The sequence below is a fragment of the Oceanobacillus sojae genome, from assembly GCF_007991515.1.
Lineage (GTDB): Bacteria > Bacillota > Bacilli > Bacillales > Amphibacillaceae > Oceanobacillus > Oceanobacillus sojae.
Genome location: NZ_BJYM01000002.1, coordinates 49,663 through 76,061 on the forward strand (window position 1 = coordinate 49,663; position 26,399 = coordinate 76,061).

The window sequence follows — 26,399 nt, forward strand, 5'->3', positions numbered from 1 at the left end:
TCCTTTTATCTTCATCTATAAAATACCACCCTGCCGTATATATGTCAACGAAGAAGCGTTCACTTAAAGGCTGAGAGTATAATTACTGAAAAGAAATGAACTTAAGGTATAATAATAGCGCATAATAAACTTTATCTTTAATATAACATAAATTATCCATTATTATTTTATAGCTGTTTTTTATATTATTCCTTATTAGCAGTAATTATATAAGATAAGATTTTTTTCGGCAAATACATTTAGCATAAGACTGAAAAGGGATTGTTAGAATACGGGAAGTGGAATAAATAAAAATTTGAAATATAAGTGAAAAACCTCCAATCGCTGGAGGCTTTTTGCATCTATTCTTTTTTCGATAAGTTTATAGCGCGTTTTAAATCCTTCAATGATCCAGACTTACCATACATCAGTACACCGCCTTTGTAGACTCGTGCTGCCAATGCAGCAAATGCAGCTATGGTCAAAACAAGAATACTGATGGACAAGGCTATTTCCCAGATTGGGATATTCAGCATGCCGATTCGAAGAAACATAATCATCGGCGCAAAGAAAGGTATATAGGATGTTACAGTAATCATTGTCGATTCAGGCACGCTTAGACCTGTTGCCGCAAGTATAAATGCAATAACAATTAACATAACCATTGGCATAATTAATTGATTAACATCCTCTATCCGGCTGACTAATGATCCCAGCATCGCAGCTAATGTTGCATAAAGGAAATACCCTAATAAGAAAAAGACAACTGCGTAAATATAAATCACCGGATCATTATTTGTAAGTCCCATTACTTCAAAAAATTCGCCTGCCATCGTGTCTTGATTTGCTTGGATGGCAAAATAACCTCCACCAAGCAGTATGATAACTTGTGTTAATCCTAAGAAGGCAATCCCAATAATTTTTGCAAACATATGTGTAATTGGAGGAGCACTGGAGATAAGAAGCTCCATCACACGGGAAGATTTTTCTGTTGCAACATCTGTGGCAATCATCTGTCCATAGACTAAAACAGTCATATACAGAACAAACAGCATCACGTAAACTAGACCTCTTGACTGATTCATTTCTTCCGCTGTTCTTGCACTGTCATCCAGTTGTTCTGTATCTAAGGTCACAGGAGCATAAATAGTCGCCAACGTTTCCTGGTCAATCCCGGTCTCCTGTGTTCCAACAACCGTTTTCAGCTGCTGTAATACCTGCTCAATTTCTACTTGTTCTCCCATTTCAGAAATACGGTTTGCGTAATAACTTCCCTCAGGTAAATTATTTTCATCCGTTGTAATTATAAGTAAACCATCGTATTTTTCATCTATTACTTCCTGTTTGGCAGATTCCTCTGTTCCTTCAAAATTTTCAAAGGTAATCCCGGCCCCGCCACTTATCTCATCTTCCTGCAAATAACTGCTGTAAATTTCAGATTCATCCATGACAAGTACATGTTCGGATTCGTCATCACTTGAAAACATTTCAAGAATGGAAGGTAAATTTGCTAAGCCAATAATGATTGCCAATGTAATAGCCGTTGTAATAATAAATGATTTCGCTTTAACTCTGGAAAAATATGTGTGTCCAACAATCGTCCAGAACTTATTCATAAGAAGCACCTACCTTTGCGATAAAAATGTCATTTAAAGATGGTTCTTCTATTTCGAACTTTCGGACAAAACCTTTCCCATGTAAACTTGAAAAGATATCCTGCGCCGTCTTCTCATCCTCAATCTGCAGTGCACATCCATCCGGCAATTCTTTATAAGAAGCCACGCCACGATAATCCTTTAAAAATTCCATGGAAAAATCGCCGCGGATATTAAGATTTTTCTTTCCAAAGCTGCGTTTAATTTCCCGTAATGAGCCATGTACAACAGGAGCCCCTTTTTGCAGAATACAGATATGCTGACACATCTCCTCCACATGCTCCATCTGATGAGAAGAGAAAACAATGGATGTTCCTTGATTTTTTAAATCCTTGACAGCACCTTTTAACATCTCCACATTAACCGGATCTAACCCGGAAAATGGTTCATCTAATATTAATAACTTGGGCTCATGAATTACGGCAGAAATAAACTGTATTTTCTGCTGGTTCCCTTTCGATAATTCCTGTACTTTTTTATCTAAGTACTCAGGCACTTTAAACCGTTCCAGCCATTCATCAAGCTTCTGAAGAATATCTTGTTTTTTCATTCCTCTTAATCGACCTAAGTAAATAATCTGCTCTTTCACAGTTAATTTCGGGTACAACCCTCTTTCTTCCGGCAGATAACCAATTAAATGGCTTTCATTATAAGAAATGGGTTTATCCTGCCAGGTGATATCTCCAGATGTTTTATCTAGTAACCCGAGAATCATCCGGAAGGTCGTTGTTTTACCAGCTCCATTTCCTCCTAAGAAACCAAACATCTCACTTTCTGGTATCTCAAGAGATAAATTATTCACAGCAGTATGTTCTCCAAACCGCTTCGTTACATTTGATAATTTCAGCACATACCTCTCTCCCTTCCTTTTACTAACTTATACAATTGAACGAATGAAAAGGTTCAATTATATTCAAATTTTTATTTATTCAATTTGTAATACGCACAAAAGATAAAATCGTTTCATCTTTTCTTATATTTCCTCATGTATATTTTGTCTGGTACCTATGTCTTAAACGCTTTCCATTCAAAAATGAATAGATATTCATTGCAATATTTACTCACTTTGATTTACAATTTATAAATAAAGCGATTTCATTTATTGGAGGGTATATCATGGCTGCATATTATTTAACGGTATTTTCAAAAACTGGGGAAAAGCTGCTGGATGAGCAGTTTGAAGCTTCGAATGATTTAGATGCGAAAGAAATAGGTAAGGGTAAACTTGAGAATGAAGGATACGCCGAACATACACATCGTTGTGCCAGTTCAAGTGCTAAACTGGTCCTCTTCCATCGTTAAAAATACCCCGCTGCTACAAAATGTAATGTAGCAGCGGGGTATTTATCAAACTGTTTATTCAGCAGCACCGTAGAGTTCTTCTAATGGTTTTGTGATAATTTGAGAAATTTCGTTAATCACATTGTTTAGTTTTTGCTCTTCTTCCATTAATTTCGAGATTGCTTCATGCTGTTGTACAGTCTCAACAATTTGTCTTGCTTTTTCAATTTCTTCTTCGGAAATATCTAAGCCTTGCATATGCTTTTCTTGTAAGTTGAGTTGTGTTTCACGGAAGTTTTCAAACATTTGCTTTGCAGCAGGGTCAGACATCACTGCATCATAAGCCTGTTTTAAATCTTTAAATTCTGCGCTTTCACGAAGTGCTTGTTCTAATTGATTTGCTTGCTCTTGTAAATTTGCCATAAAATATAATTCCTCCTTCATCGTCTCTTGCTACTATAACAAAGCTGTTAACGTATGTATAGCTATATCTATTTGGTGTCACGAAAAAATTCTACAGTTATATTTCAGGTATAATGAAAAGGAGTATATATATTTTCAAGGAAAAAGCTGCTGCACTAATTATTATTTATATGTAGGATTTTTTATTCTTACATAAATGAAAAAGGGGAAATAAGATTGAATTTACAACGATTAAAAAGACTCTACCCAAGTTTAATAAAATTGCCCAAAAACCGCGAGGATATTAATCCTGATTATCGATGGTATCAATTTGAAAATACAATTATCGGTATTGATAATAAAGAATTGACTGAGAGAGATAGAATACTTTTAGGCACCTTTCTTCCCGCTTATCAAATTCAATTACCAGTCCAAACATCCAAAGAAAAGGAATGGGAAATTCGCATTCAAGAAAAGAATAACCAAAACCTTGGAAAAGAAGGACGCTATCGTTTTATTTTCTTTCAAATTGAAAAAGGACAGGTTGATCTGGATACATTTAAACAAATCCTGCAAGAATTTTTTTATGGAGATTTATCTATTCTTTGGAATAATGGAAATAAAGGATTTATTATTGAAGACCGCAAGAATTATTTGGAAGAAGATTTAGCTTATCATCATCTTGCGGATACATTAATGAGCGAATTATATGTAAAAACTACTTTCTTCATCGGTCCTTACTTGGAAAATGACAGTGATTTAGAAGACTATATCCAACAAATCACACAGATGGCAGAGATGAGCTTTCGCAAAATGGATACTGCTGTGATTGACTATACCCAAGTATATCCTTCTTTTCTTATTGAAACTCTCTCCTCCAAAGAACAGCAGCAGCTGAGCCAATGGATTTTAAAGGAGTTTACAACAGATCAGGAAGCATTAGATACCATTCAGATGTTTATTGAATGTAATTTAAATGTCTCAGAAACCGCAAAAAAATTATATATTCACAGAAACAGCTTACAGTATCGGCTCGATAAATTTCATGAAAGCACAGGTATTGATATCAAACAATTTGATAAGGCTTTTACCGTTTATTTAGCTATTCTGGCAAACATGCACAATTTCCACACATAATTTTGTGCAACATTTCCATATTGTTTTTACAGCTTTTTCAGTAAAATAAAACCAGATGTTAAAACGCTTTCAAATATAAACTTTTGAAATTTAAACAATCGAGGGAGATGTAAGCATGGCAGAATTAAAATTAGAGCATATTCAAAAGAAATATGATAAAGATGTATTGGCGGTAAAAGATTTCAATCTACATATCCAGGATAAAGAATTTATTGTATTTGTCGGCCCATCCGGCTGCGGAAAATCGACGACTCTGCGTATGATTGCCGGCCTAGAAGAAATATCTGATGGAGAATTATACATTGATGAAAAGTTAATGAACGATGTCGCACCAAAAGATCGTGATATCGCTATGGTATTCCAAAACTATGCTCTATATCCGCATATGAATGTATATGATAATATGGCATTTGGACTTAAGCTTCGTAAATTCAAAAAAGAAGAAATTAAACAGCGGGTTGATCAGGCTGCTAAAATTTTAGGTTTGGAAGCATACTTAGATAGAAAACCGAAAGCATTGTCAGGTGGACAAAGACAGCGGGTTGCATTAGGACGTGCGATTGTCCGTGATGCAAAGGTATTCCTGATGGATGAGCCTCTATCCAACCTAGATGCCAAATTACGTGTACAAATGCGTGCAGAAATCCAAAAGCTTCATCAGCGCCTGCAAACGACTACCATCTATGTAACGCATGACCAAACGGAAGCAATGACAATGGCAACAAGACTGGTTGTTATGAAAGACGGTGTTATCCAGCAGCTTGGAGCTCCAAAGGATGTGTATGATTTACCAGAAAATATTTTTGTGGGCGGATTTATCGGCTCCCCATCCATGAATTTCTTTACTGGAACACTGGAAGGAAACAAATTCAAAATTGGCGGCAGCACTTTCTTAATTCCAGAAGCGAAGCTGATACCTCTGCGTGATCAGGGATATGAAGGAAAAGAGCTGATTATTGGTGTTCGTCCTGAGGATATCCATGATGAGCTGGTTTTCCTGGAAGCTTCTCCTGATTCAAAAATAACAGCAAAAATTGAAGTTGCTGAGTTAATGGGAGCTGAATCTATTCTTTATTCCAGTATTGATGGACAGGAATTTGTTGCACGTGTTGATTCCCGTACTGATGTACAAGGCGGAGACGAATTAGAGCTTTCCTTTGATATGAATAAAGTCCACTTCTTTGATAAAGACAATGAACAGCGTATACGTTAATACAATTCTAAAATAAAAAATTGGTAAGGGGGAGCTCATAATGAGCTCCCCCTGTTAGCCAGTAATATTTTTTTAATAAAATTATTTACCATGCATTTGTTGTTGAGCAGTTTGCACTAAACGTTTAGTGATTTCCCCACCTACAGAACCGTTTGCACGAGAAGTTGAATCTGGACCAAGGTTTACACCAAATTCTTGAGCAATTTCGTACTTCATTTGATCAAGAGCTTGTTGTACTCCAGGCACTACTAATTGGTTTGAATTGTTATTTGCCATAGTTATCACCTCCTGTAAACATATCATCTGCATTTTTTCTGAACTTATGATAGTTAATTATTGGTAATTATGATGGCAAATAGCTTATCGTTTATAATTATAAAATTTTACTGCAGCCAAACACTTTTATTCAAACTCCTTACATTTTATACATATAAAAGAGATGACTCAAAAACGATGTTACTTCTTCACTTTTTCAAACTCTTTTTCTATTTCATCCAATAATACAGTATCGGATAAAATATCATAGCCGGTACAAGCTAATGCCAGTGCACCATTAACCAGAGCCTGCTTCCCAGCTGGACTAACAGTCTGATCTGCGAACGCTTTTGTATGCAGAACCAGTGAAGCGTCACCTATTCCAATCGATGGATGTATTGCCGGTACAACCCGACTCACATCTCCCATATCCATAGAAGCTTTCAAAAGCTGAGGAGGATATACAATTTCACCAGTTGCTGCTTTTAAATTTTTTGTAAATATATCTGAAAGCGTCCGGTTAGTCACCATATTATTATAACTACCTTCCTGTTCTATTATCTCGATTTCCGCGCCAGTTATTAATGCTGCTCCTTTTGCAATCTGCATGACCCTCTCTTTGGCTTCATCTAAAGTTTGGCGTGATTGGGCCCGAATATAAAATTCAGCCGCAGCCAAATCAGGGACAACATTCGCTGCCTCTCCGCCCTTAGTAATGATTCCATGTATACTGACGTCATCTGGTAAATGCTCTCTCAAAGCATTTATACCATTGTATAATTGAATAACACTGTCAAGCGCGTTAATTCCCTCTTCAGGAGATGCGGCTGCATGCGCTGCTTTTCCTGTATATTTAAATTCAAGCGCATCATTTGCCAGTGAAGCTCCACTTTCTCTGGATTCGCCTTCCGGATGAAGAATCATGGCCACATCCATATCATTAAAGATACCTTCTTTGCTCATTGGCACCTTTGCTCCGTTCGTTTCTTCTGCAGGTGTACCAAAGACAATCACTTTCCCTCCTGTTTGATCGAGCACCTTGCTTAAAGCTATTCCTGCACCAGTACTCATCGTTCCAATTAAATTATGTCCACAGCCATGACCAATCTCGGGCAGTGCATCAAATTCTGCCAAATAGGCGATTGCCGGGCCTGGCTTGCCGCTGTCATAAGCTGCTTTGAATGCAGTCGGACGATTAATAATATTTGTCTCCACTTGAAATTGATGTTCTCTTAACAAATTCGTCAAAAGCTCCATTGATGCAAATTCTTCATCTCCCAATTCCGGGTTATGGTACATTTTTTCGCTTATATCCCATAATCGCTGTTGAATGTCTGCTAATTTCTCTTTTAAGATCTTTTCCATCCGAATACCCCGCCTTAACTGTTATCTGATTTGTAAAATGGAGAACGCATCCCTCTGCGCTCTCCACTGTCTTTTAATATTCTAATAAATCACTTTTCCCAGGCTTAAAAAGCTCATTTGCTACTTCTCTCTGATATCTTTTTTGTTTTTCAGCTTCCATAAACAAATGCTGTACATTTTTCCGGCACAGCTGTTCAATATCATCTATCACAGCTTGAGGCGTCGGGTCTACAAGACCGAATACCACTACATCATAAGCACGTACAGATCCTAAATTCACTACATAATCATTTACTAAATGAATTCCTTTTTCTTTAATGATTTTGTCTCCTCCAGCAGAAATCGGAATATTTGCCGCTTCTGCAATCAGGCTTGCATTGACTTTATCTGCATTGGATTCATTAATCACATCTTCCAGTGCACAAGGAATTAAAATATCTGTATCTACGTCCAGCCACTCATTGTTTGGTCTTACACGATAGTCTGGTTCAAAATAAGCCTGATCCATTTCACCATATTCATTTTTATGTTCGATAAGGGAAGGAATATCTAATCCTTCTTCACAGCTTACCAATAAATTAGCATCAGAAATACCCACTACCTTGTATCCCAGGTTATGCAATTTTAATGCGCAGCTGGCACCAACACAGCCAAACCCCTGAATAACTACTTTTGCCCCACCTTTTCCATTCGTAAACTTCCATGCTTCATCTGTTGCAAATGCAGCTCCGTAGCCTGTAACAATATCGTTTAAAAGAAGCCCATCCATTTTTTGTGTTAACAAATAATCATAGTCTTTTATTCCTTTTAAGACGACGGGATCTTCTTTCATTGATTTTGTCAGCGGGATATCAATACCAAATTCATGGAAGACTTCCAGGATATCTTCGTATTTTGTTCCTAAATCATTCCCTAAGGACACACCGTTATCAATATACGGCATCATAGCGATTAAAAATCGTTTTAATACACCGTGTGCATCCGGCGCTTTATAATCATAAGCAATTCCTGCTTTACATCCGCCTGTGGTTTGAGAACCGCTTGCTACATATTTATAAGCCATTGCTTCAGCAAGCCGGATCACTTCTTCTTTCGTTACGGAAGGATGCATTCTGGTTCCTCCGCCGGAATATCCCTTTTTTAAATTTTGAACAACAAGCCAGCCTTGAGCATCTGTTTCTGTATCATTCCATTCTAGAACTAAGTATGGTTTTAACATTTCTCTTCTCCTTTATTTTTCTTTCAAATTATTTATTTCCATCAAACCAGTCAAGTCTCTCAGGGTTTATGCTGATATTAATTTGTTTTGTCTCCTGATATTCATTCAACCCATATTTCCCAAGACTTCTTCCGATACCGCTTGTTTTATAACCTCCCCACGGAGATTGTACACTGGATAAGTGATATGTATTCACCCATGTAATGCCGGCACGTATCTTCTTTATAATGCGGATAGCCTTGCCCTGCTCCTTGGTAAATACTGAACCTGCAAGCCCGTAATCGGTATCATTTGCGATTTGAATTGCATCCTTTTCATCTTTAAATTTCTGAATAACAATAACAGGACCAAAAATTTCTTCCCGGACGATACGCATATCGCTTGTAACATCCGTAAATATTGTCGGCTCAATGAAAAAGCCTTTCTCCAAACCGTTTTTTTCTATACGGTTGCCGCCTAAGGCCAGACGTGCACCCTCTTCTTTTCCAATTTGGATATAGTTTAAAATGCTTTCCATGTGTCTTTCGCTGACAATCGCTCCCATTTCTGATTTTGTATCCTTTCCAGGACCGACACGAATGGCACTCGCTCTTTCTATATATTTTTCTATAAATTCATCATAAATGTTTTCCTGAATAAGCAGCCGGCTTCCGGACGTACAGACTTGTCCAGCTCCCATAAAAATACCGAATAAAGCATAATCTACTGCTAAATCAATGTTTGCATCACCTAAAATAATATTCGGAGATTTCCCGCCCAGCTCAAGGGAAACTTTTTTTAAATTTCCCGCCGCAGCCTGCATAATTTGCTGCCCGACCTTCGTGCTGCCTGTGAAGGAAACGATGTCCACATCATTACTTTCAGCAAGTGTCTGGCCAACAACAGATCCTGTTCCCAGCAGCAGCTGCGCAACACCTTTAGGTAAATCTGTCTGTTCTATAAGTTCATAAAGCCTAACTGCTGTTATCGGAGTTATCTCTGCAGGCTTTAAAATAATGGAATTCCCTGCGGCCAGAGCAGGTGCTATTTTCCATACGCTCATCAGAATTGGAAAATTCCAAGGTACAATTAAACCGGCTACTCCTATCGGCTCTTTCACAATCACTGTTTGCAAATCTTTGTCTGCCTCAAAGGTTTCATCAGTTTGATTGTGTAACAACCCGGCATAATAACGGAAGGTATTTACGGCGTCTTCCACATCGGCATCAGCTTCTCTTTTTGTTTTACCGTTATTCATTACTTCAAGCTCTGCCAATTCATTCAAATTCACTTCTATCTTATCTGCAATTTGAAACAGTATCTCTGCTCTTTCTCCCGGCGTTAGTTCCGACCAGACGCCGCTTTCAAATGTTTTTTTAGCAGTACAAATTGCTTTTTCTGTTTCCTCTTTTGTAGCTTGTGAGGCTTTCGCAATAACCTCCTGGTTTGCAGGGTTAATCACGTCCTGCATGTTTGGATTGGCAGAATCGGTCCATTCTCCATCTATATACAGCTTTAAATGTTTTGTCATATTACGATTCTCCTTTGATAAAATCTGATTGATTCTAGCTGCTTTATTATTGATGCGGTCGGAATGATTGAATATATTCTGGTGAATCTTCATATTTCAAATCACCAATTTTATTGGCATCGACAACAATCATATAGGATTGATTGCTTGTAAGTGCTTTTTCCAGAACGCTATCAAATTCACTGGCAGATGTTACTTTTTCCGCTTCAAAGCCCATCGATTTTGCCATCATCGCAAAATCAGGATTTTTCAAATGAACAGCTGTCTGTCTGCCATACGCTGCTTCCTGATAATACTGCAGGATTCCATAGCCACCGTCATCAAACAGCAAAACAATGATTGGCGCATCCTCCTGAATAGCTGAAATCATCTCTCCGGCATTCACCATAAATCCTCCATCACCAGCTATTAAAACGACCGGCTTTTCCGGCTGCGCTATTTTTGCGCCGACTGCCATCGGCAACCCCTGCCCAATTCCTCCACCGGTCATATGCAGATAGTTCCCAGGCTCATGAATATTTACCAGTTTGTTTCCCCATATATATCCATGCATCGTTACATCCGTTACTAAAATTGTGTTTTCCGGCAATTGCTTGTTCATAATACGGGCAAAATCTCCATAAGGCTGGATGGTCTCGTTTAAATCATTCCGAACAGCTTGGCGGCACGCTTTTATTTCTTCGACATAGGAATTGTCTGATTGAACATGTTTTTCTGCAAGCGTTTTATTAATTGTTTGTAAAACTGCTTTCGCATCACCAATTAATCCGTATTTTGTAGCATAATTACGATTAAAAGCATGTGGGTTCAAATCAATATTGATATGATTTTCCGGCAAAGGCAGCGTACCTTCAGCGGTTTCTGTTTCACGAAATCTGACGCCGATACTAATAAGTAAATCTGATTTTTTCAGAAGCTCTGTAAATTGTGGCGTTGCAGCAAAATTTCCGATACAAAGCGGATGATTTTCCGGGATGCCGCCTTTTCCAGATTCACTTGTCACAACTGCCGGATGAAGCTTTTCTACTAATGTTAAAAGCTCTTCAGATGCTCCGGAATGAATAATGCCATCGCCTGTCCAAACAATCGGCCTTTTCGCAGATATAATTGCTTCAATTATTTCTTCTGGTACAGTAATTTCTGTCTTCTTCGGCTGTATTTCTGTCTCGATAATCTGGTTTTGCGGGATAATCTGTGCTTGGAAATTCGTTGGAATAGATACAGTGACAGGACCTTTAGGGACTTCGAGAGCCTCGTTAATGGCTGTCCGCATAAATGGTATAATCTGACGAGGCAGCCGTAATAAGTAAGATGTTTTATTAACACCCTCCATCATTTTTTGCTGATCTTTACATTCATGAATGTAGCGTAAATCTTTTCCAATATAGCTATAATTTGCTTCTCCTGTAATGTGAAGAAGCGGTGTTCCTGAATTCCAGGTTTCCGTTAATGAGCCTGCCCCATTACCTGCTCCGGCCCCTGTACTGGTAAGCACAACACCTAATTTACCTGTTGTGCGTGAATAAGCATCTGCCATATTAACGGCACCACTCTCTCCCCGTGCAGTCGCCATTCGGATGGAACCTTCCTCCAGCATCGCCTCATAAATAGGCATATTATGGATACTGACAATTCCAAAAATTGTATCTACTCCTGCCTTGACAAGTTCTTTTACAATTGCATCTGCAACTGTAAATTCCTTCTGTTTTACCATGATAATCCTCTCCTTGCTGCATGAATGCTTTTTTCACCTTTTTCATCGGACACCTCCATTATAGTTCCGCTCCAAACAGAACAGTAAAATATAACTGGCTGCGTAAAACCTATTAACTATTTCTATGTATTTTATAATTATTCGCATGTAAATCTTCTCTTCAACAATAAATAATAGAGAAAGGAAAACAATAAACCGATTATAAGTGAGAAAAAAGTTCAAATGGAAGTTTTTAATTTAAGTTCAGCTTATAGTACCCTTCAAAAGATTGCAAGGGAAGCGAAGCGATTTCCTTGGTGTTTTCCAGCTTTCGATAGCGGTTACATCATTTGCAGAGAGTCTTGTCCTGCATATTGGATTTTCACACAAAAAAGTTTACTTTCACACCAATATTCCGCTTTTTCTACTCAAAAAAACTGTTGAGTTTTAAAATAGAAACTCAACAGTTTTTCCGGATTGCTTGTACTTATTTTGGATGTGTCATTTCTTCTGGTTTCACGTATTCGTCAAATTGCTCAGCTGTCAGTAAGCCTAGCTTCACCGCTGTTTCTTTTAATGTTGCATTATCAGCAAAGGCTGTTTTAGCAATTTTCGCAGCATTTTCATAGCCGATATGCGGGTTTAAAGCTGTTACCAGCATTAGCGAGCCATGCAGGTTTTTCTCGATTTGCTCCAGGTTTGCTTCAATTCCTACAGCACAACGCTCATCAAAGGAAAGAATGCTGTCTGCTAGCAATTGACTGGACTGTAAGAAGTTATAAGCGATGACAGGTTTGAATACATTTAATTCAAAATTCCCTTGACTCGCAGCAAAACCGATTGCTGTATCATTTCCCATTACCTGTGTCGCAACCATGGTTACTGCTTCACTTTGGGTCGGGTTTACTTTCCCTGGCATGATAGAGCTGCCCGGCTCATTTGCTGGAATCGTGATTTCTCCAATCCCGCAGCGTGGTCCACTTGCTAACCAGCGGACATCATTGGCAATTTTCATCATATCTGCAGCAAGTCCTTTTAATGCTCCGTGGGCATAAACAGTCTCATCATGACTAGTTAATGCATGAAATTTATTTTTTGCAGAAATAAAGCTTTTTCCAGTATACTCTGAAATAGCTTTACAAACCTTTTCTGAGAAATCTGGATGTGCATTTAAACCAGTTCCTACAGCTGTTCCGCCAATAGCCAATTCCCGCAGATGTTCGTTACTTTCTTTGATCATTGTGTACGATTTTTCTAACATCCGATGCCAGCCGCTGATTTCCTGACCTAATGTCAGTGGTGTTGCATCCTGCAGATGAGTTCTGCCAATTTTTACAATATCAGCGAATTTATTTTGCTTTTCTTCCAAGGTTCCCTTTAATTGTTGAATGGCAGGCAACACTGTATCTTCCAATTTTAATACCGCTGCTACATGCATGGCTGTAGGATATGTATCATTTGAGCTTTGCGATTTATTCACATCATCATTTGGGTGAAGCTTTAATTCACTGCCCTGCTCTTTTAACCATCCATTACCCACATAAGCCAATACTTCATTTACATTCATATTTGATTGTGTCCCGCTTCCTGTTTGCCAGACTACCAGTGGAAAATGTTCATTTAATTTATCTGCTAATACTTGATCTGCGGCATATTTTATTGCTTCTGCTTTTTCTTCTTCCATTAAGCCCAGCTCAAAGTTAGCAATTGCTGTACTTCTTTTTAAAATTGCAAACGCTTTAATAATTTCTACAGGCATTGTTTCCTGACCAATCGGAAAGTTCTGCTTACTGCGCTGTGTCTGTGCTCCCCAATATTTGTCTGCAGGGACCTTGATTTCCCCAATCGTATCTTTTTCTATGCGATAATCCATCCTGATTCCTCCTTGAACTTTTCCTGAATCCATATCTAGTGTACCAAATTATTTCATTTTTTTCGATTTCTTTTTCGTGATATGATATAGGTAATCTTATTTTCAGAAAATATTATCTTTTTCATCCATTTTAAACCTGACAGAAATGAGGAATAAAACATGCCGAATATCTGGACACATATTTTTTTCGCAGAAGATGCTTGTAATTCACTATCATTTGATATACCCGATTCTCCTGACAGAAATGCTTTATTTCTGGGCGCACAAGGTCCCGATCCTTTTTTCTATTATCGATTCTGGCCTTGGCTTTCCGGTCAAAAGGCCGGGCATGATATCGGTAATGCATTACATACAAAAGAATGCGGCCCTTTTCTACTGTATCTTATTGAGAAGGCAAACAGACAACCAGACGAGGTAAAAGCTTATGTAATTGGGTTTATCACACATCATTTTTTGGACCGTCATACACATCCCTATATCCATTACCGTGCCGGTTACCAAGGAAGCAAACATCAGCTGCTGGAAACAATTATTGATACAAAAATGGCTTTAAAACATCGGCAAAAAGAGATTTGGAAGCATCCGGTATTTGAAGAGATTTACCTCGGCGAAATGCTGTCGCCAGCCATTCTATATCTGTTGGATGAAGCTATCCGGAAAGTTTATCCTGATTTGTCTTTTCAAACAAACACTGTTCAAACTGCTTACCAGGATATGATTACCGCTCAAAAGCTTTTTTCTGATCCGTCAGGCTTGAAAAATAAACTGTTGAAACCATTTATCCGCTCCTATTCACATCAGCCGGCTGATGAATATGTCGATTATCTTAATGAAGGAAAAACATCCTGGGTTCATTCAGCTACAGGAGAGTTATATGAGGAAAGCTTTGAAGAATTATATACGGATGCCTTAAATGATGTAGTTAGCGTACTTCCTCTGGCTTTTGACTATTGGAATGAAGCCGAAGAATCTATAAAAAAACAGCTGATCCGCCGTATTGGTAATATTTCATATGATACTGGTACACATTTAGCAGATCATTTCACAAACCGTTTTAGTGCACCAATTGTATAATAAAAAGAAGCACATGTTTTTTGATTTCGTATAATCAAACAGCATGCGCTTCTTTTTGTTTTTATTCAATTTATTGCGGACGTATTTTTACTTCCTCATTTTTATTCGAAGCTCTTTTCGCCTCTTCTATTCCTTTATCAATATCTACAAATTTCAGGAGAAGTATTCCAATAATAAAGAAAAAGATAAGTGACAGAATTCCTAAACGGCTATTCCCTGTCAGCTGTCCAATAAGCGCAAACATAAACGGTCCAATGACGGCTGCAAATTTGGATGAAATACCGTAAAATCCAAAAAACTCAGCGTGCTTGCCAGTCGGAATCATTCTTCCAAAAATAGACCGGCTCAATGATTGCGCTCCTCCTTGGACCATACCTACAATAATCGCTAAGATATAAAAATGTAATGCTGTACTCATAAAATAACCAATAATAACTATTCCTAAATAAACATATAAAGTAATAAATAAGGCTTTTTTTGCTGTAATTTTTACCGCCAGCCAGCCGAAAAAGAATGTAAATGGAATCCCGACAAACTGCGTAATTAATAATGCAATAATTAAATCATTTTGGCCGATACCTATCTCACTTCCATAAACAGTAGCCATACGAATAATGGTGGAAATACCGTCATTATAAAGCCAGAAAGCTATCAGAAAAATAATCAGCTGTTTGAATTGTTTCATTTCCCGGAAAGTATTACCCACTCGTTGAAAACCGATTGATACATATGATTTCGTCCGTTCCACTTTCTCTTTTTTCTCTTCTTTTATATTTTTAAGCAGCGGAATCGTAAAAATAAGCCACCATATTCCTACAGAAGCAAGTGAAATTCTGGTTGCCCACTCTGTATCTGCAATACCAAACCATGACGGATTTAATACCATCATGACATTAATGGCTAGTAGAATTCCGCCGCCAATATATCCATATGCAAAGCCTCCTGATGATACTTTATCCATCTCTTCTTTTTCTGCAATCTCTGGCAGAAAACCATCATAAAATATATTTCCGCCGGAGAACCCGATCGAACCAATAATAAATAATAAAGAAGCGAGCAAATAATCGCCTTCACTGATAAAGATCATTAGAATACTTGCAATAATCCCCATAAACGCAAAAAAACGAAGAAATTTTTTCTTTGCCGCAGAAAAATCACTGATAGCACCCAGAATTGGTGCAAGGATAGCTACGATTAAAACAGAGATAGATTGTGAATAACCCCAATAACTCGTTGCTAAATGATCATCCAGCCCCGAAGCAGCAACAGTTGAATAATAAACCGGCAGTACTGCCGCCATAATCGTTGTTGCAAAAGCAGAGTTTCCAAAATCATACATCATCCAGCTGCGCTGTATTTTCTTTTTCGATTTTGAGTCCATCTTATCCCCCCTCTTACTTGCATTATAATGGATTTATTTGGTTTATCCTATCAGTTTTTTAATCAATATGAATTTACTAAATATTCACTTCGGTAAAAAGCATAATTACAGAAACAAAAAAAGCATAGGCACGCTTTAGACAGCGTCCTATGCTTGTATGCTTAATCTTCCCAAACATATTGTTTGTAAGCTTTACTATATTTCTTAAAATCATTATAATTATTTGTTTCAATTGCATGATTTATTTTATCTTCCAAGTGAGACTTATTCCAGTTAAAACAAAGCTCGTCCAATAATAATTGTGCATACAACTGCTCTTCAAACGCCAGTTCTTTTCTTGCTGTTAACGGCTCTCCTACATATTGAAAAAAGCGATAAACGACTTTTTCTTGTTTCACGGAAAATTCCCCCCTTAAGCCTTTTTCCCATTATGCACAAACTTTCTATAAATTTCAACTAAAATATATTTTAAAATATTTTTTTCTGCTTATTTGGTTTATTGCCTTTATTTAAGGTACGCGCAAACTAAGTTCTTAGATACGGTGAAACATGTATTTTCAAGGCTTTAGGAAGGTATTTATCAAGATACCACATCATTTTAATGTTTCAAATGGTTGATTTGGCAATTTAAATGATGTCACAGCATGGGATAGTAAATATCGGGAATAGCTTTTATACATAGAAAGTAATCATGACGGACATTTTTATATGCACCAAGAAAAAAATGTTCTTTACTGGTCTAATTTCTATTGGCTAAGTTGTATTAAACAGTACAGGATCTCCTTCTAGCGGAGGCGGGCTGTTTTGACTCCTAAGGGAAAAGCATCATCTGAAGATCCACTTTTACCAAGCGCTCTTCTTAGAAAAGGTTAGCTAAAGAGCATGTCTCTAGGAAAGCAAAACGGTCCGCTGCAGCAGTGACCTTACACGTTATCTTCGTTCTAAATAGAGTTTATGCTTTGTATTTTGAAATCTTATTTCCGAATTATTTTTCAAATAGAGAGCCACAATAAATACTGCCTGAGTAATGTTTTTTTCCCAAAGGAAAATATGCTTGCAGCTTTCAATAACTCTTCCTGTGGTCTGTTATGTTTCTCTAGACCCACCAGCAGGTGATTTGATAGACTATATAAGCTATCTTCTTAAAAGAGGATGTTCAAAAAGGAATTCTTCATCGCTAAACAATGAATATTAAAATATGGTGGGATTAAAATGAATAATCATAATGAAAACTTAAAAACCGGGGAAAAGGGCGCCTGGTTAAGCATCGTTGCTTATATCTTCTTAGCAGTTATGAAGCTTTATATTGCTTCCATCGGAAGTTCTGACGGATTGCGGGCAGATGGATTAAATAACTTTACAGATATCATCGCTTCCATTGCTGTATTAGTGGGATTAAAAATAGCACGGAAACCAGCAGACTCCGTACACCGTTACGGCCATTACCGGGCAGAAAGTATTGCTTCTTTATTTGCAGCTTTTATTATGATGCTTATCGGCCTTCAAGTTATATTTACTGCCAGCCAGACGCTGTATCTATCCAACTACTCTCAACCGGATATGCTGACAGCCTGGGTTGCTCTATTTGCTGCCTTCGTTATGCTTGGTGTTTACAGCTATAATTTGAAGCTGTCAAAAAAAGTAGGAAGCAGCGCACTTTTTGCAGCGGCAATGGATAACCGCTCTGATGCTTTTGTAAGTGTTGGTGTATTTATCGGTATTATCGGAGCACAATTTGGGCTTTTCTGGCTAGATCCTGTCGTTGCTGTGTTAGTTGGATTAATTATTTGTAAAACAGCCTGGGATATTTTTAAAGACTCAACTGTTACATTAACAGACGGGTTTGATTATAAGAAATTGGATGAAATGAAGAATGCTATTCGAACATTTAAAAATGTCCGTGATATTGTTGATATTAAAGGCAGAATTCACGGAAACCAGGAGCTTTTAGATATAACTATTCTGGTGGATCCTACACTGAATGTCGTTGACAGTCATGCTATCACAGAGCATATTGAAGACTATCTTTACAAGGAATACGGAATTAATCACGCATTAATTCATATTGAACCTTATGAAGAAGACAAAGAGTCAACAACTCGAGACTGAAATCACAATTTTATATTTGTACGTAAATTAGAGCATTATCAAAATCTGTTATTGACAATTCCAGTAAATTAATTGTATAGTCATTATTAACAATTCTATCGTTCTGACAGTAAAAGTCCGAAGTAAATCATTATATGACAGCTTATAGAGACAAGGTGGGTGGTGAAAACCTTGGTATATAACGGATTGAATTACAGACTTTGTAATAAAACTTGTCACTGCAATCAAGTGGATGTGCTTTTGTGCATCAAGCAGGGTGGTAACGCGGAGATATACTTCGTCCCTATTTTAGGGGCGGAGTTTTTTTGTTGAATAAAATAATCACCTGATTTTTTATAGAAGTAAGATAATGATATATAGAATGTAAATTCAAGGAGGAAATAAAATGAATTCAATTGAGGCAAAGCATAATCCTTCATTAGCTGTTTCAATCATCTTCTTTATAATGATTGTTGGTATTATCAGCTTTTTTATGATTGTACTGGAGACCGCTCCTCACATCCCAATTCTTATTGCTATTTTTATTTTAATCGGTTATGGTCTATGGAACAAAATCAGCTATCAGTCTCTTCAGCACGCAATGGCTTTAGGCGCCGGCTCTGCCATGGGAGCAGTATTCTTGTTTTTCGTTATCGGTATTTTAATCAGCAGCTGGATGATTAGCGGCACCATCCCGGCACTGATGATGGTAGGGTTATCTATTATTTCTACAACCTGGTTCTATGCGATTGTATTTGCCATTACAGCAATTATCGGAATTTCTTTAGGAAGCTCACTGACAACAACAGCGACAGTCGGAGTCGCGTTAATTGGAATGGCTGGAGCAATGGATGCTTCTTTAGCAATTACAGCGGGCGCAATTGTTTCTGGAGCTTTTTTTGGTGATAAGATGTCACCTTTATCCGATACGACCAATCTTGCTTCAGCTATTGTCGGGGTAGATTTATTTGAGCATATTAAACATATTAGTTTAACTACTATTCCTGCTTTTATTATATCTTTTATTGCTTTTGCAATTTTATCACCAGGTAAATCCTATGCCAACAATAATATTGCGCAATATCAGGATGCTTTACAGGCTACAGGATTGATTCATTGGAGCTCTTGGATTCCATTGATTGTATTAATCGTTTGTACTATCTTTAAGCTTTCTGCTTTCTTATCATTGTCTATCAGCAGCTTGGTTGCCAGTATAATAGCTATGGCAGTGAATAAATTTCCATTAAGTGACGTCCCAAAAGCTTGGTTTGAAGGGTATACTGGCGGTTCAGACTTCGAGCCTGTTAATGAATTAATAACAAAAGGCGGTATGGAAAGTATGTTTTTCACTATTGCCCTTGTGCTCCTTGCTTTAAGCTTTGGCGGGTTATTGTTTGTTACTGGTCTACTGCCCACAATACTGGATGCACTTCAAACACGGCTCAAAAGAACGAGATCAATCATTGCTTCAACTGCCGGTACAGCCATTGGTGTGAATGTTTTTATCGGAGAACAGTATTTATCCATCCTGTTAACCGGAGAAACATTTCAACGGATTTATGAACGCGCTGGGTTAACAAAGAAAGCACTATCGCGAACTTTAGAGGACGCTGGAACTGTAATTAACCCGCTCGTTCCCTGGAGTGTGTGCGGTGTGTTTATCGCAGATGTCCTCGGTGTTCCTGTATTGGCTTACCTGCCGTTTGCATTTTTCTGCTTGTTAAGTCCAATAATCACTATTTTATTTGGCGCGAGAACAGCTAAAAAGTAAAAGTTAATCCCCAATGAACGAGCGTTTCAACACTCTCATTGGGGATTTTTCTATTTCTAAAAATTATTTATCCTGCTCTGTTAAAATAATCGCTTCATCCTTCGTGATAACAATTTGATGTTCAAATTGTGCAGAACGGCCTTTATCCACTGTTCTGGCAGTCCACCCGTTATCATCCATCTTACTGCGCCAGTCACCTTCATTAATCATCGGTTCAATTGTAATAACCATGCCTTCTTTTAGACGGATACCTTTATTTGGCAATCCGTAATGTGGAACATGTGGATCTTCATGAATGGTAGGTCCAATTCCATGGCCAGTAAAGTCACGTACAACAGAAAATCCTTCCGCTTCGGCATAAGACTGGATGGCATGGCCAATATCACCTAAACGATTTCCGTGTTTCGCCTGAGCAATTCCTTTATATAACGCTTCTTTTGTCACATCAATCAGCTTCTGCCCTTTTTCGTCTACATTTCCAACTGCATATGTCCAAGCAGAGTCTGCAAGCCCTCCATTTAAATTAACGACCATGTCCACCGTCACAATGTCACCGTCTTTTAAAGGCATATCATTTGGGAATCCATGACAGATTTCGTCATTTAAGGAAGCACAGATTGCATAAGGATAACCGTTATAGCCTTTTTGCTCCGGTGTTGCACCATGCTCCTCTAAAAATTTTTCCACAAACGTATCTAATTCCAGTGTAGTAACACCCGGTTTAATACGCTTTGCAATTTCTTTATGTGTTGCCACCAGCAAATCCGCAGCTTCCTGCATTTGCTGTACTTCTCGTTTACTTTTTCTAGTTATCATTTACTTTTCTTCCTTTCTATGTTCTATATACGCAATACTTTATGGGTAATAAGCTTATTTTAAATGCTGTTTCGTATCCATAGTCCATTGTAAATTTTAACACAACCGCTCTAAAACGAACAGAAAGTTAACTTTCTCATCCTTATGAAAGTCCATATTCTTGTTGTATAAATTGAGTAATACTTTCAGAAACAATTTTTTGTGGTTAAAGTTAGAAAATTCCTATTTTGCTAAACTTAAACAGCGTGTTACGATAAAGATATATTTTTTCTTGCTATTTTAGTTTTTTACTCTATTAACAGAAATGGAGGCTTTCCAATGATAGAAATATCTCAAATTAATAAAAGCTTTGATGGGAAGAATCAAATTATTGATAATTTAACATTAACCATTCCTGATGGGAAGATTGTCGGCTTCCTTGGACCAAATGGAGCAGGTAAATCTACTACCATCAATATGATGACGGGAATTTTACCAATTGATAAGGGAACAATTACGCTAAATGATATTGATATTGACAAGGAGCCTTTAAAAGCAAAAAAAATTTTCGGATTTGTTCCTGACCGTTCAGATATCTTTCTAAGATTAAAAGGGTTAGAATATCTTAATTTTATTGCTGATATTTATCAGGTTCCTGAAGAAATACGGCAGGAGAAAATCAAATACTATACAGAACAATTCGCAATCGATCATGCGCTCGGAAATTATATTCAGAGTTATTCCCATGGAATGCGGCAAAAAATAATGGTTACATCTGTTCTTCTGCATGATCCCGACATTTGGATTTTAGATGAACCGTTAACTGGACTGGACCCAAAATCCTCACATGCTTTAAAGCGAATGATGCGAGAGCATGCTGACAAAGGAAATACTGTCTTTTTCTCCAGTCATGGTCTGGAGGTTGTTGAGCAGATCTGCGATGAAGTAGCTATTATTAATCACGGAAAGCTGTTATTTTATGGAACGATTGAAGAGCTCCAGGCAAAATATCAAACAGACCAGTCACTTGAAAATGTATTTTTGGAGTTGACAAATGATGCGTAACACATGGATAGTAACTAAAATTATGTTAAAAATGCAATATTCGTCCACCAGCAAACAGAGTAATACATGGATTTATGGTTTACTTGTTGTTATTCTGATTCCATTTTTCCTTATAATAATGATGCAGGTCTTCCGTTCAATTATTGAAAATGTTTATCACTTGCTGGCAGAGGTAAATCAGGAAAGCATGCTGCTTGGTCTAGCATTTCTTTTTATTACCGCTGTACTGCTCTTCTTTTCTTTTATTACCATTTTATCAGCATTTTATTTTTCAGATGATATTACAGCATACATCCCGTTACCTTTACATCCTCATCAATTATTAATTGGCAAAGCAGCAAATCCGTTAATTTACAATTACTTAATATCGGCAGTTATTTTTATTCCATTTCTGTTTATTTACGGAAGCATCAGCAATGCGCCTATTCTATTTTATGTTTATGGTCTTATTTTGTTTATTGTTTTCCCAATTATTCCGTTTACTATTGTAGCGGTTATACTTATGTTCGTTATGAGATACGTAAATATTGCCAAAAATAAAGACCGTTCCAAAATCTTTATGGGTGCCGGTTCCCTGCTATTTGTTATTCTGATTAATGTGCTTGTCCGCTTAAATTTAGATGATGCGGCGCTCATGAATACCTTCACTGTCTATATGCAGGAGCAGGAAGGTATATTGAAAATGATTACAATGATTTTTCCACCTGCCTATTTTGGTGCACTCAGCCTTCATTTCGCCGGCAGCTGGTCAGGCTTGCCGGCTCTTGCGGCCCTTCTGGCTATTTTTACAATCACGGCATTGTTATTTATCCTGGCAGGCCACCACTTTTATCTGAAGGGTGTAAGAGGCATGAGTTCAGGAAGTAAAGGAAAATTATCTGAGAAAGCCTCACATAAATTAACAAAAGAGCGTTCCATTTTAAAAACATATATACTGAAGGATATAAAAATTATTATTCGAACCCCGGCTTTTTTAATGCAGTGTGTTGTTCAGCCATTGTTCTTTCCTGTATTTATAACTGTTATTCTGTTTTTAGACCTGGGAGAAGGTTTGTCATCACTGGGCTCTATTACAGCGGAAAAAAATCTGTTTCTTATCTTATTTATGTTCTCAATTATTATGCTAAGTGCCAATGCTACAGCATTTACCGCTATTTCCAGAGATGGAGCAGGCCGAAAAATAAATTTATTCCTGCCTATCCCTTTTCACCATTTAATTTTTGCAAAATTACTGGTTGCTTACCTTATTCCGCTCATACCATTTATACTTATTACCTGTGTTGGAATTTATGTAAATATCCCGATTCATATATTAATCGGCTGGATAGGTATTTCCTTATTGTATAATTATTTGGCAGTAATTATTAACTTTCTTATCGATGTGTTTAGTCCAAAGCTTCACTGGACAGATGAACAGGAATTATTTAAAGGAAGATTTACACCATTTTTTATTTCCCTTGTGCAGACAGCTGTTTTTGGTATTATAACACTTGTACTTTGGAATACAAATATTAAGAATGTTTATCTGATAATGCTCATTCTGCTGATTGCAGTAGGAGCTTTAACAGATATTGCAAAAACTTATTTACGGAAAAAAGTAACCTTGGAAACGTTGCAGAATCTGGATAGTTAATCTAAAAATCACATTCGCTTTTCCAATAGCAAATCTGCAGCTTTTCTTATATTTGCTGTTTTATAATTTTACGGCATCAAATTTCGTCGTTGCGATCACAATTACAGTCTCTCTAAAGGCATCAGCTAAAATTTTATACTTTCCAAACCATGTAAAAAGACTTGCCAGGAATATAACCCGGCAAGTCTTTTTTTAATAATTAACAGTAATACCCGCCAGTGTAACACTGGTTGCCGCCTGAATAAGCAGTTCCAATAATAATCAACAAGATAAATAACACAACTAATAACGCAAAGCCAGCTGAGCCGAAGCTTTGACGATCTTCACAACATTCTTCTCTACCCATGTGTATAACCTCCTCTATCTGAACTACTTTAACTTATGCAGCTTCATCCAAATTGGGAAGGCGAATGACCATTTTTTTAAATATACTCCCGGACATCATAAATTTTTCCGTTTTCTAAATGTTCATCCATTAGGATATCAATCAATACACCACCGATAATGTCTGCATCCTTTAATTGATTATTCTCTTTTAATGCGCGAAAGCTTTCTACATCTTTAAATGCACCCTCTGAGCTGGCACGAATTGTCTTTTGCATTCCTGTATCCATGACTCCCGGGCTAAATGCAATGATAGCATGCTCTGTTTCTTGTTCCATCTGTTCTAAAGCAACTGTCTGCGTATACATATTCATACTGGCCTTTGTAGAACAATATACGCTCCATCCATACTTTGGTTTTACAGCTGCTCCCGAGGTCACTATTGCTGCGATAAGCTGAACATTATTTTCTGATGCTTTCTCTAAGAAATGGTTCGTTAAAATCATCGGTGCAACTGTGTTTACATGAACTTGTCTCATTAAATCATCTATTTCAATATTCTCGGCACGATCAATCGGATCAACTAAGCCTGCATTATTAATTAAGTATACTTTTGACACACTATTATCTTTAAATAAAGTTTCATCAAGGCCTTCCATTGCTTTCTGTATGGAAGCTTTCTCAGATAGATCACATGCCACATAATTATAATCGGCATTGTTTTCTTTAGCATATGCATATAATTTGGTATTATCTGTTCTGGAAATCCCCACTACATTTATTCCGGACTCTAAAAAAAGTTTTGCAAGCGCTGCACCTAACCCCTTCGAAGCCCCAGTAATAATTGCTGTCTCCATACGCTTTACCCCTCTCTATTCTAATTATTATTTATTTCCCCTTTTTAAATAAAACAAATCTAATGTGTCCTAAACACACATCCGTTATATGTATGACTGACATCACAAGTACAAATAAATACTGTATTTTCTTTAAATCTGATATTATTCTTTATCCTTTGTAAAAAGATCAGCCTTAACCAGTACCAACCGATCGAAAGCTGATCTTTTTTCAACACTTACAATATATTACAGCTCGCTCCAATAATAAGCTAATGTTTCCATACCCTTTTCGAAGCTGTCAACCGGAAAGCTTTCATTTGGCGAATGAAGCCGGTCTTCCGGTGTACCAAATCCTAAAAGAACAATTGGATATTGATAAGCAGCTTCCAGCCATTCCACTACAGGGATGGAGCCTCCCATTCTCAGGAAAACTGTTTCTTTTCCAAATGCTTTTGTATAGCTTTTGGCTGCTTTTTTAATTAATGGATGATCCGGTTCTACTTTATATGCTTTTGCAGAGAGCTTTTCCTTTTCCACATGAACATGGACACCCGAAGGAGCATGTTTATAAATATGGTTTACTAATTTTTCCTGGACATCCCGTGGGTCCTGGCCAGGGACAAGACGACATGTAATTTTGGCTGTTGCTGTAGAAGGAATAATTGTCTTCGTACCTTCTCCCTGATAGCCTCCAAATAGTCCGTTCACTTCTAATGTCGGTCTGCCCATGGTATGTTCTTTCGCTGTATACCCTTTTTCAGATACTGTTTCCGGAATGTTTGTCGCTTCTACAAAGTCTTCTCCCGGAGCTTTCTCCATAAGCTCTCTTTCATCTGGTGTCAAATCCTTCACGCCGTCATAAAAACCAGCAACAGTAATGACTTCCTCCTCATCCTTCATAGATGCCAGCAAATGACTCATTGCCATTAAAGGATTTCGGACTGCTCCACCGTACATACCAGAGTGAAGATCATGGTCCGGTCCTGTTAATGTAATTTCAATCCCTGTAAAGCCTTTTAAACCGTACAAAATAGTCGGCTGATTTTTTTCTGCCATACCAGAATCAGAAATAACTGCAAAATCTGCCTGGAATTGCTCTTTCTTCTCGTGCAGAAGTTCATAAAGATTCTCACTGCCAATTTCTTCTTCCCCTTCAATACAAACCTTTACATTCATCGGAAGCTTCCCTTCCGTTTTCAAAAACGCTTCAAAAACAGCAAGATGCATGAAAGTTTGCCCTTTATCATCACTTGATCCACGGGCATAGATTCTTCCATCACGCACTTCTGGCTGGAAGGGCTCACTATCCCATAAATTGATTGGATCAACAGGCTGAACATCATAATGACCATAAAGTAAAACTGTTGGTGCCTCAGGTCCGGCTGCTGTATATTCAGCATAGACAAGCGGATGGCCTTTTGTTTCCATTTTTTCTACGTTTTCAAATCCCAGCTCATTTAAATACCCGGTTAAAAAATCAGCAGCACGATGTACATCATCCTTGTGTGCCGGGTCTGTACTTACACTCGGAATTTCTAAGAATTCATATAATTTTTTTAGTAATGCTTCTTGATTTTCTTTTAAGTAAGCAATTGCTTTTTCGCTCATAATTTTATTTCCTCCTTCAACATTATGTAATTAAAATAAACAGCTGCCTATAATAAATTAATGTATTACGTAACTGCCTCATATCCTTATTCGAATACTTCATGCTGTGCTTTTGATGGTTCAATATTTTTGTGCCTTCCAGAAAGCAACCGGCTGCCCAGCCCTGTTAAATTTCTTTACAAGCTGGAATCTCTGCTGCTTCTCATATATCCTGCCTTAAAACTTCCTTGTATTTCAAA

The 26,399-nt window shown here is 37.5% G+C and carries 23 protein-coding genes; 8 read left to right on the forward strand and 15 right to left on the reverse strand.

The features are described 5' to 3' along the window. Window positions 1-341: 341 nt before the first annotated feature. The gene (locus OSO01_RS02090; protein WP_147208162.1) at window positions 342-1,595 is read right to left on the reverse strand and encodes an ABC transporter permease; all 1,254 of its coding nucleotides are present in this window, start codon (window positions 1,593-1,595) and stop codon (window positions 342-344) included. Beyond that, on the reverse strand, window positions 1,588-2,484 hold the full coding sequence (locus OSO01_RS02095; RefSeq protein ID WP_147208164.1) for an ABC transporter ATP-binding protein: 897 nt from the start codon (window positions 2,482-2,484) through the stop codon (window positions 1,588-1,590). Before OSO01_RS02095 ends, OSO01_RS02090 begins: the two co-directional genes overlap by 8 nt. Window positions 2,485-2,750: 266 nt before the next feature. Between OSO01_RS02095 and OSO01_RS02100 the strand changes: the two genes are divergently transcribed. After that, a complete protein-coding gene (locus tag OSO01_RS02100) occupies window positions 2,751-2,936 on the forward strand; it encodes a YhzD family protein (RefSeq protein ID WP_147208166.1) in 186 nt (61 codons plus the stop codon). Between the two features lie 54 nt (window positions 2,937-2,990). Here OSO01_RS02100 and OSO01_RS02105 read toward each other — a convergent pair whose 3' ends face one another. Continuing rightward, window positions 2,991-3,338 carry a YlbF/YmcA family competence regulator gene (locus OSO01_RS02105; protein ID WP_147208168.1) on the reverse strand — a complete coding sequence of 116 codons (348 nt, stop codon included), beginning with the start codon at window positions 3,336-3,338 and terminating at the stop codon, window positions 2,991-2,993. A 216-nt stretch (window positions 3,339-3,554) separates the two neighbouring features. Here OSO01_RS02105 and OSO01_RS02110 point away from each other — a divergent pair, with 216 nt between their 5' ends. After that, window positions 3,555-4,454, forward strand: a complete 900-nt coding sequence (locus tag OSO01_RS02110) for a PucR family transcriptional regulator (RefSeq protein ID WP_147208170.1) — start codon at window positions 3,555-3,557, stop codon at window positions 4,452-4,454. Window positions 4,455-4,569: 115 nt separating this feature from the next. Beyond that, entirely contained in the window at window positions 4,570-5,667 is a 1,098-nt protein-coding gene (locus tag OSO01_RS02115) for an ABC transporter ATP-binding protein (protein WP_077603335.1), read from the forward strand. Window positions 5,668-5,748: 81 nt separating this feature from the next. Here OSO01_RS02115 and OSO01_RS02120 read toward each other — a convergent pair whose 3' ends face one another. From OSO01_RS02120 to fumC, 6 genes are all read right to left on the reverse strand, one after another. Continuing rightward, window positions 5,749-5,943 (reverse strand): alpha/beta-type small acid-soluble spore protein, encoded by a 195-nt coding sequence (locus tag OSO01_RS02120; protein ID WP_077603336.1) that lies wholly within the window; start codon window positions 5,941-5,943, stop codon window positions 5,749-5,751. A gap of 180 nt (window positions 5,944-6,123) precedes the next feature. Further along, the gene (locus OSO01_RS02125) at window positions 6,124-7,287 is read right to left on the reverse strand and encodes a M20 family metallopeptidase (protein WP_147208172.1); all 1,164 of its coding nucleotides are present in this window, start codon (window positions 7,285-7,287) and stop codon (window positions 6,124-6,126) included. A gap of 73 nt (window positions 7,288-7,360) precedes the next feature. After that, complete coding sequence (locus OSO01_RS02130; protein ID WP_147208174.1) at window positions 7,361-8,506, reverse strand: Glu/Leu/Phe/Val dehydrogenase dimerization domain-containing protein; 1,146 nt, start codon at window positions 8,504-8,506, stop codon at window positions 7,361-7,363. 28 nt (window positions 8,507-8,534) lie between these two features. Then, window positions 8,535-10,016 carry an aldehyde dehydrogenase family protein gene (locus OSO01_RS02135; protein ID WP_147208176.1) on the reverse strand — a complete coding sequence of 494 codons (1,482 nt, stop codon included), beginning with the start codon at window positions 10,014-10,016 and terminating at the stop codon, window positions 8,535-8,537. Window positions 10,017-10,062: 46 nt separating this feature from the next. Continuing rightward, window positions 10,063-11,730 (reverse strand): thiamine pyrophosphate-binding protein, encoded by a 1,668-nt coding sequence (locus tag OSO01_RS02140; protein ID WP_147208178.1) that lies wholly within the window; start codon window positions 11,728-11,730, stop codon window positions 10,063-10,065. Window positions 11,731-12,196: 466 nt separating this feature from the next. Next, window positions 12,197-13,582 (reverse strand): class II fumarate hydratase, encoded by a 1,386-nt coding sequence (gene fumC, locus OSO01_RS02145; protein ID WP_147208180.1) that lies wholly within the window; start codon window positions 13,580-13,582, stop codon window positions 12,197-12,199. Window positions 13,583-13,741: 159 nt separating this feature from the next. Here fumC and OSO01_RS02150 point away from each other — a divergent pair, with 159 nt between their 5' ends. After that, window positions 13,742-14,656, forward strand: coding sequence for a zinc dependent phospholipase C family protein (locus OSO01_RS02150; RefSeq protein WP_147208182.1), 915 nt, complete (start codon window positions 13,742-13,744; stop codon window positions 14,654-14,656). Window positions 14,657-14,726: 70 nt separating this feature from the next. Here the strand turns inward: OSO01_RS02150 and OSO01_RS02155 are convergent, their stop codons facing one another. Further along, entirely contained in the window at window positions 14,727-16,037 is a 1,311-nt protein-coding gene (locus tag OSO01_RS02155) for an MFS transporter (RefSeq protein WP_147208184.1), read from the reverse strand. Window positions 16,038-16,198: 161 nt separating this feature from the next. Then, entirely contained in the window at window positions 16,199-16,435 is a 237-nt protein-coding gene (locus OSO01_RS02160; RefSeq protein ID WP_077603344.1) for a hypothetical protein, read from the reverse strand. A gap of 814 nt (window positions 16,436-17,249) precedes the next feature. On the opposite strand from OSO01_RS02160, the gene OSO01_RS02165 reads away from it, so the two are divergent. After that, entirely contained in the window at window positions 17,250-18,146 is an 897-nt protein-coding gene (locus tag OSO01_RS02165; RefSeq protein WP_147208186.1) for a cation diffusion facilitator family transporter, read from the forward strand. A 385-nt stretch (window positions 18,147-18,531) separates the two neighbouring features. Next, window positions 18,532-19,896: a Na+/H+ antiporter NhaC gene (gene nhaC / locus OSO01_RS02170; protein WP_147208188.1), complete on the forward strand. Its 1,365-nt coding sequence runs from the start codon at window positions 18,532-18,534 to the stop codon at window positions 19,894-19,896. Window positions 19,897-19,959: 63 nt separating this feature from the next. On the opposite strand, the gene map is transcribed toward nhaC, so the two are convergent. Further along, the gene (map, locus tag OSO01_RS02175) at window positions 19,960-20,712 is read right to left on the reverse strand and encodes a type I methionyl aminopeptidase (RefSeq protein WP_147208190.1); all 753 of its coding nucleotides are present in this window, start codon (window positions 20,710-20,712) and stop codon (window positions 19,960-19,962) included. Window positions 20,713-21,030: 318 nt separating this feature from the next. On the opposite strand from map, the gene OSO01_RS02180 reads away from it, so the two are divergent. Continuing rightward, window positions 21,031-21,756 (forward strand): ABC transporter ATP-binding protein, encoded by a 726-nt coding sequence (locus OSO01_RS02180; RefSeq protein WP_147208192.1) that lies wholly within the window; start codon window positions 21,031-21,033, stop codon window positions 21,754-21,756. Continuing rightward, window positions 21,746-23,389, forward strand: coding sequence for a putative ABC transporter permease subunit (locus OSO01_RS02185; protein ID WP_147208194.1), 1,644 nt, complete (start codon window positions 21,746-21,748; stop codon window positions 23,387-23,389). Before OSO01_RS02180 ends, OSO01_RS02185 begins: the two co-directional genes overlap by 11 nt. 199 nt (window positions 23,390-23,588) lie before the next feature. Here OSO01_RS02185 and OSO01_RS02190 read toward each other — a convergent pair whose 3' ends face one another. The 3 genes from OSO01_RS02190 to OSO01_RS02200 form a co-directional block, all read right to left on the reverse strand. Then, window positions 23,589-23,735 carry a YjcZ family sporulation protein gene (locus OSO01_RS02190; protein ID WP_147208196.1) on the reverse strand — a complete coding sequence of 49 codons (147 nt, stop codon included), beginning with the start codon at window positions 23,733-23,735 and terminating at the stop codon, window positions 23,589-23,591. A 76-nt stretch (window positions 23,736-23,811) separates the two neighbouring features. Then, window positions 23,812-24,570, reverse strand: a complete 759-nt coding sequence (locus tag OSO01_RS02195; RefSeq protein ID WP_147208198.1) for a (S)-benzoin forming benzil reductase — start codon at window positions 24,568-24,570, stop codon at window positions 23,812-23,814. Window positions 24,571-24,798: 228 nt separating this feature from the next. Then, entirely contained in the window at window positions 24,799-26,160 is a 1,362-nt protein-coding gene (locus OSO01_RS02200) for a dipeptidase (protein ID WP_147208200.1), read from the reverse strand. Window positions 26,161-26,399: the final 239 nt, after the last annotated feature.

Excerpts from the sequence above, each read along its gene's own strand:
- OSO01_RS02150 (WP_147208182.1), top strand. The coding sequence starts at position 13,742 with ATGCCGAATATCTGGACACATATTTTTTTCGCAGAAGATGCTTGTAAT.
- nhaC (WP_147208188.1), top strand. The coding sequence starts at position 18,532 with ATGAATTCAATTGAGGCAAAGCATAATCCTTCATTAGCTGTTTCAATC.
- fumC (WP_147208180.1), bottom strand. The coding sequence starts at position 13,582 with ATGGATTATCGCATAGAAAAAGATACGATTGGGGAAATCAAGGTCCCT.
- OSO01_RS02105 (WP_147208168.1), bottom strand. The coding sequence starts at position 3,338 with ATGGCAAATTTACAAGAGCAAGCAAATCAATTAGAACAAGCACTTCGT.
- OSO01_RS02190 (WP_147208196.1), bottom strand. The coding sequence starts at position 23,735 with ATGGGTAGAGAAGAATGTTGTGAAGATCGTCAAAGCTTCGGCTCAGCT.
- OSO01_RS02155 (WP_147208184.1), bottom strand. The coding sequence starts at position 16,037 with ATGGACTCAAAATCGAAAAAGAAAATACAGCGCAGCTGGATGATGTAT.
- OSO01_RS02120 (WP_077603336.1), bottom strand. The coding sequence starts at position 5,943 with ATGGCAAATAACAATTCAAACCAATTAGTAGTGCCTGGAGTACAACAA.
- OSO01_RS02135 (WP_147208176.1), bottom strand. The coding sequence starts at position 10,016 with ATGACAAAACATTTAAAGCTGTATATAGATGGAGAATGGACCGATTCT.
- OSO01_RS02140 (WP_147208178.1), bottom strand. The coding sequence starts at position 11,730 with ATGGTAAAACAGAAGGAATTTACAGTTGCAGATGCAATTGTAAAAGAA.
- OSO01_RS02125 (WP_147208172.1), bottom strand. The coding sequence starts at position 7,287 with ATGGAAAAGATCTTAAAAGAGAAATTAGCAGACATTCAACAGCGATTA.
- OSO01_RS02090 (WP_147208162.1), bottom strand. The coding sequence starts at position 1,595 with ATGAATAAGTTCTGGACGATTGTTGGACACACATATTTTTCCAGAGTT.
- OSO01_RS02195 (WP_147208198.1), bottom strand. The coding sequence starts at position 24,570 with ATGGAGACAGCAATTATTACTGGGGCTTCGAAGGGGTTAGGTGCAGCG.
- OSO01_RS02130 (WP_147208174.1), bottom strand. The coding sequence starts at position 8,506 with ATGTTAAAACCATACTTAGTTCTAGAATGGAATGATACAGAAACAGAT.
- map (WP_147208190.1), bottom strand. The coding sequence starts at position 20,712 with ATGATAACTAGAAAAAGTAAACGAGAAGTACAGCAAATGCAGGAAGCT.
- OSO01_RS02180 (WP_147208192.1), top strand. The coding sequence starts at position 21,031 with ATGATAGAAATATCTCAAATTAATAAAAGCTTTGATGGGAAGAATCAA.
- OSO01_RS02115 (WP_077603335.1), top strand. The coding sequence starts at position 4,570 with ATGGCAGAATTAAAATTAGAGCATATTCAAAAGAAATATGATAAAGAT.
- OSO01_RS02200 (WP_147208200.1), bottom strand. The coding sequence starts at position 26,160 with ATGAGCGAAAAAGCAATTGCTTACTTAAAAGAAAATCAAGAAGCATTA.
- OSO01_RS02185 (WP_147208194.1), top strand. The coding sequence starts at position 21,746 with ATGATGCGTAACACATGGATAGTAACTAAAATTATGTTAAAAATGCAA.
- OSO01_RS02165 (WP_147208186.1), top strand. The coding sequence starts at position 17,250 with ATGAATAATCATAATGAAAACTTAAAAACCGGGGAAAAGGGCGCCTGG.
- OSO01_RS02100 (WP_147208166.1), top strand. The coding sequence starts at position 2,751 with ATGGCTGCATATTATTTAACGGTATTTTCAAAAACTGGGGAAAAGCTG.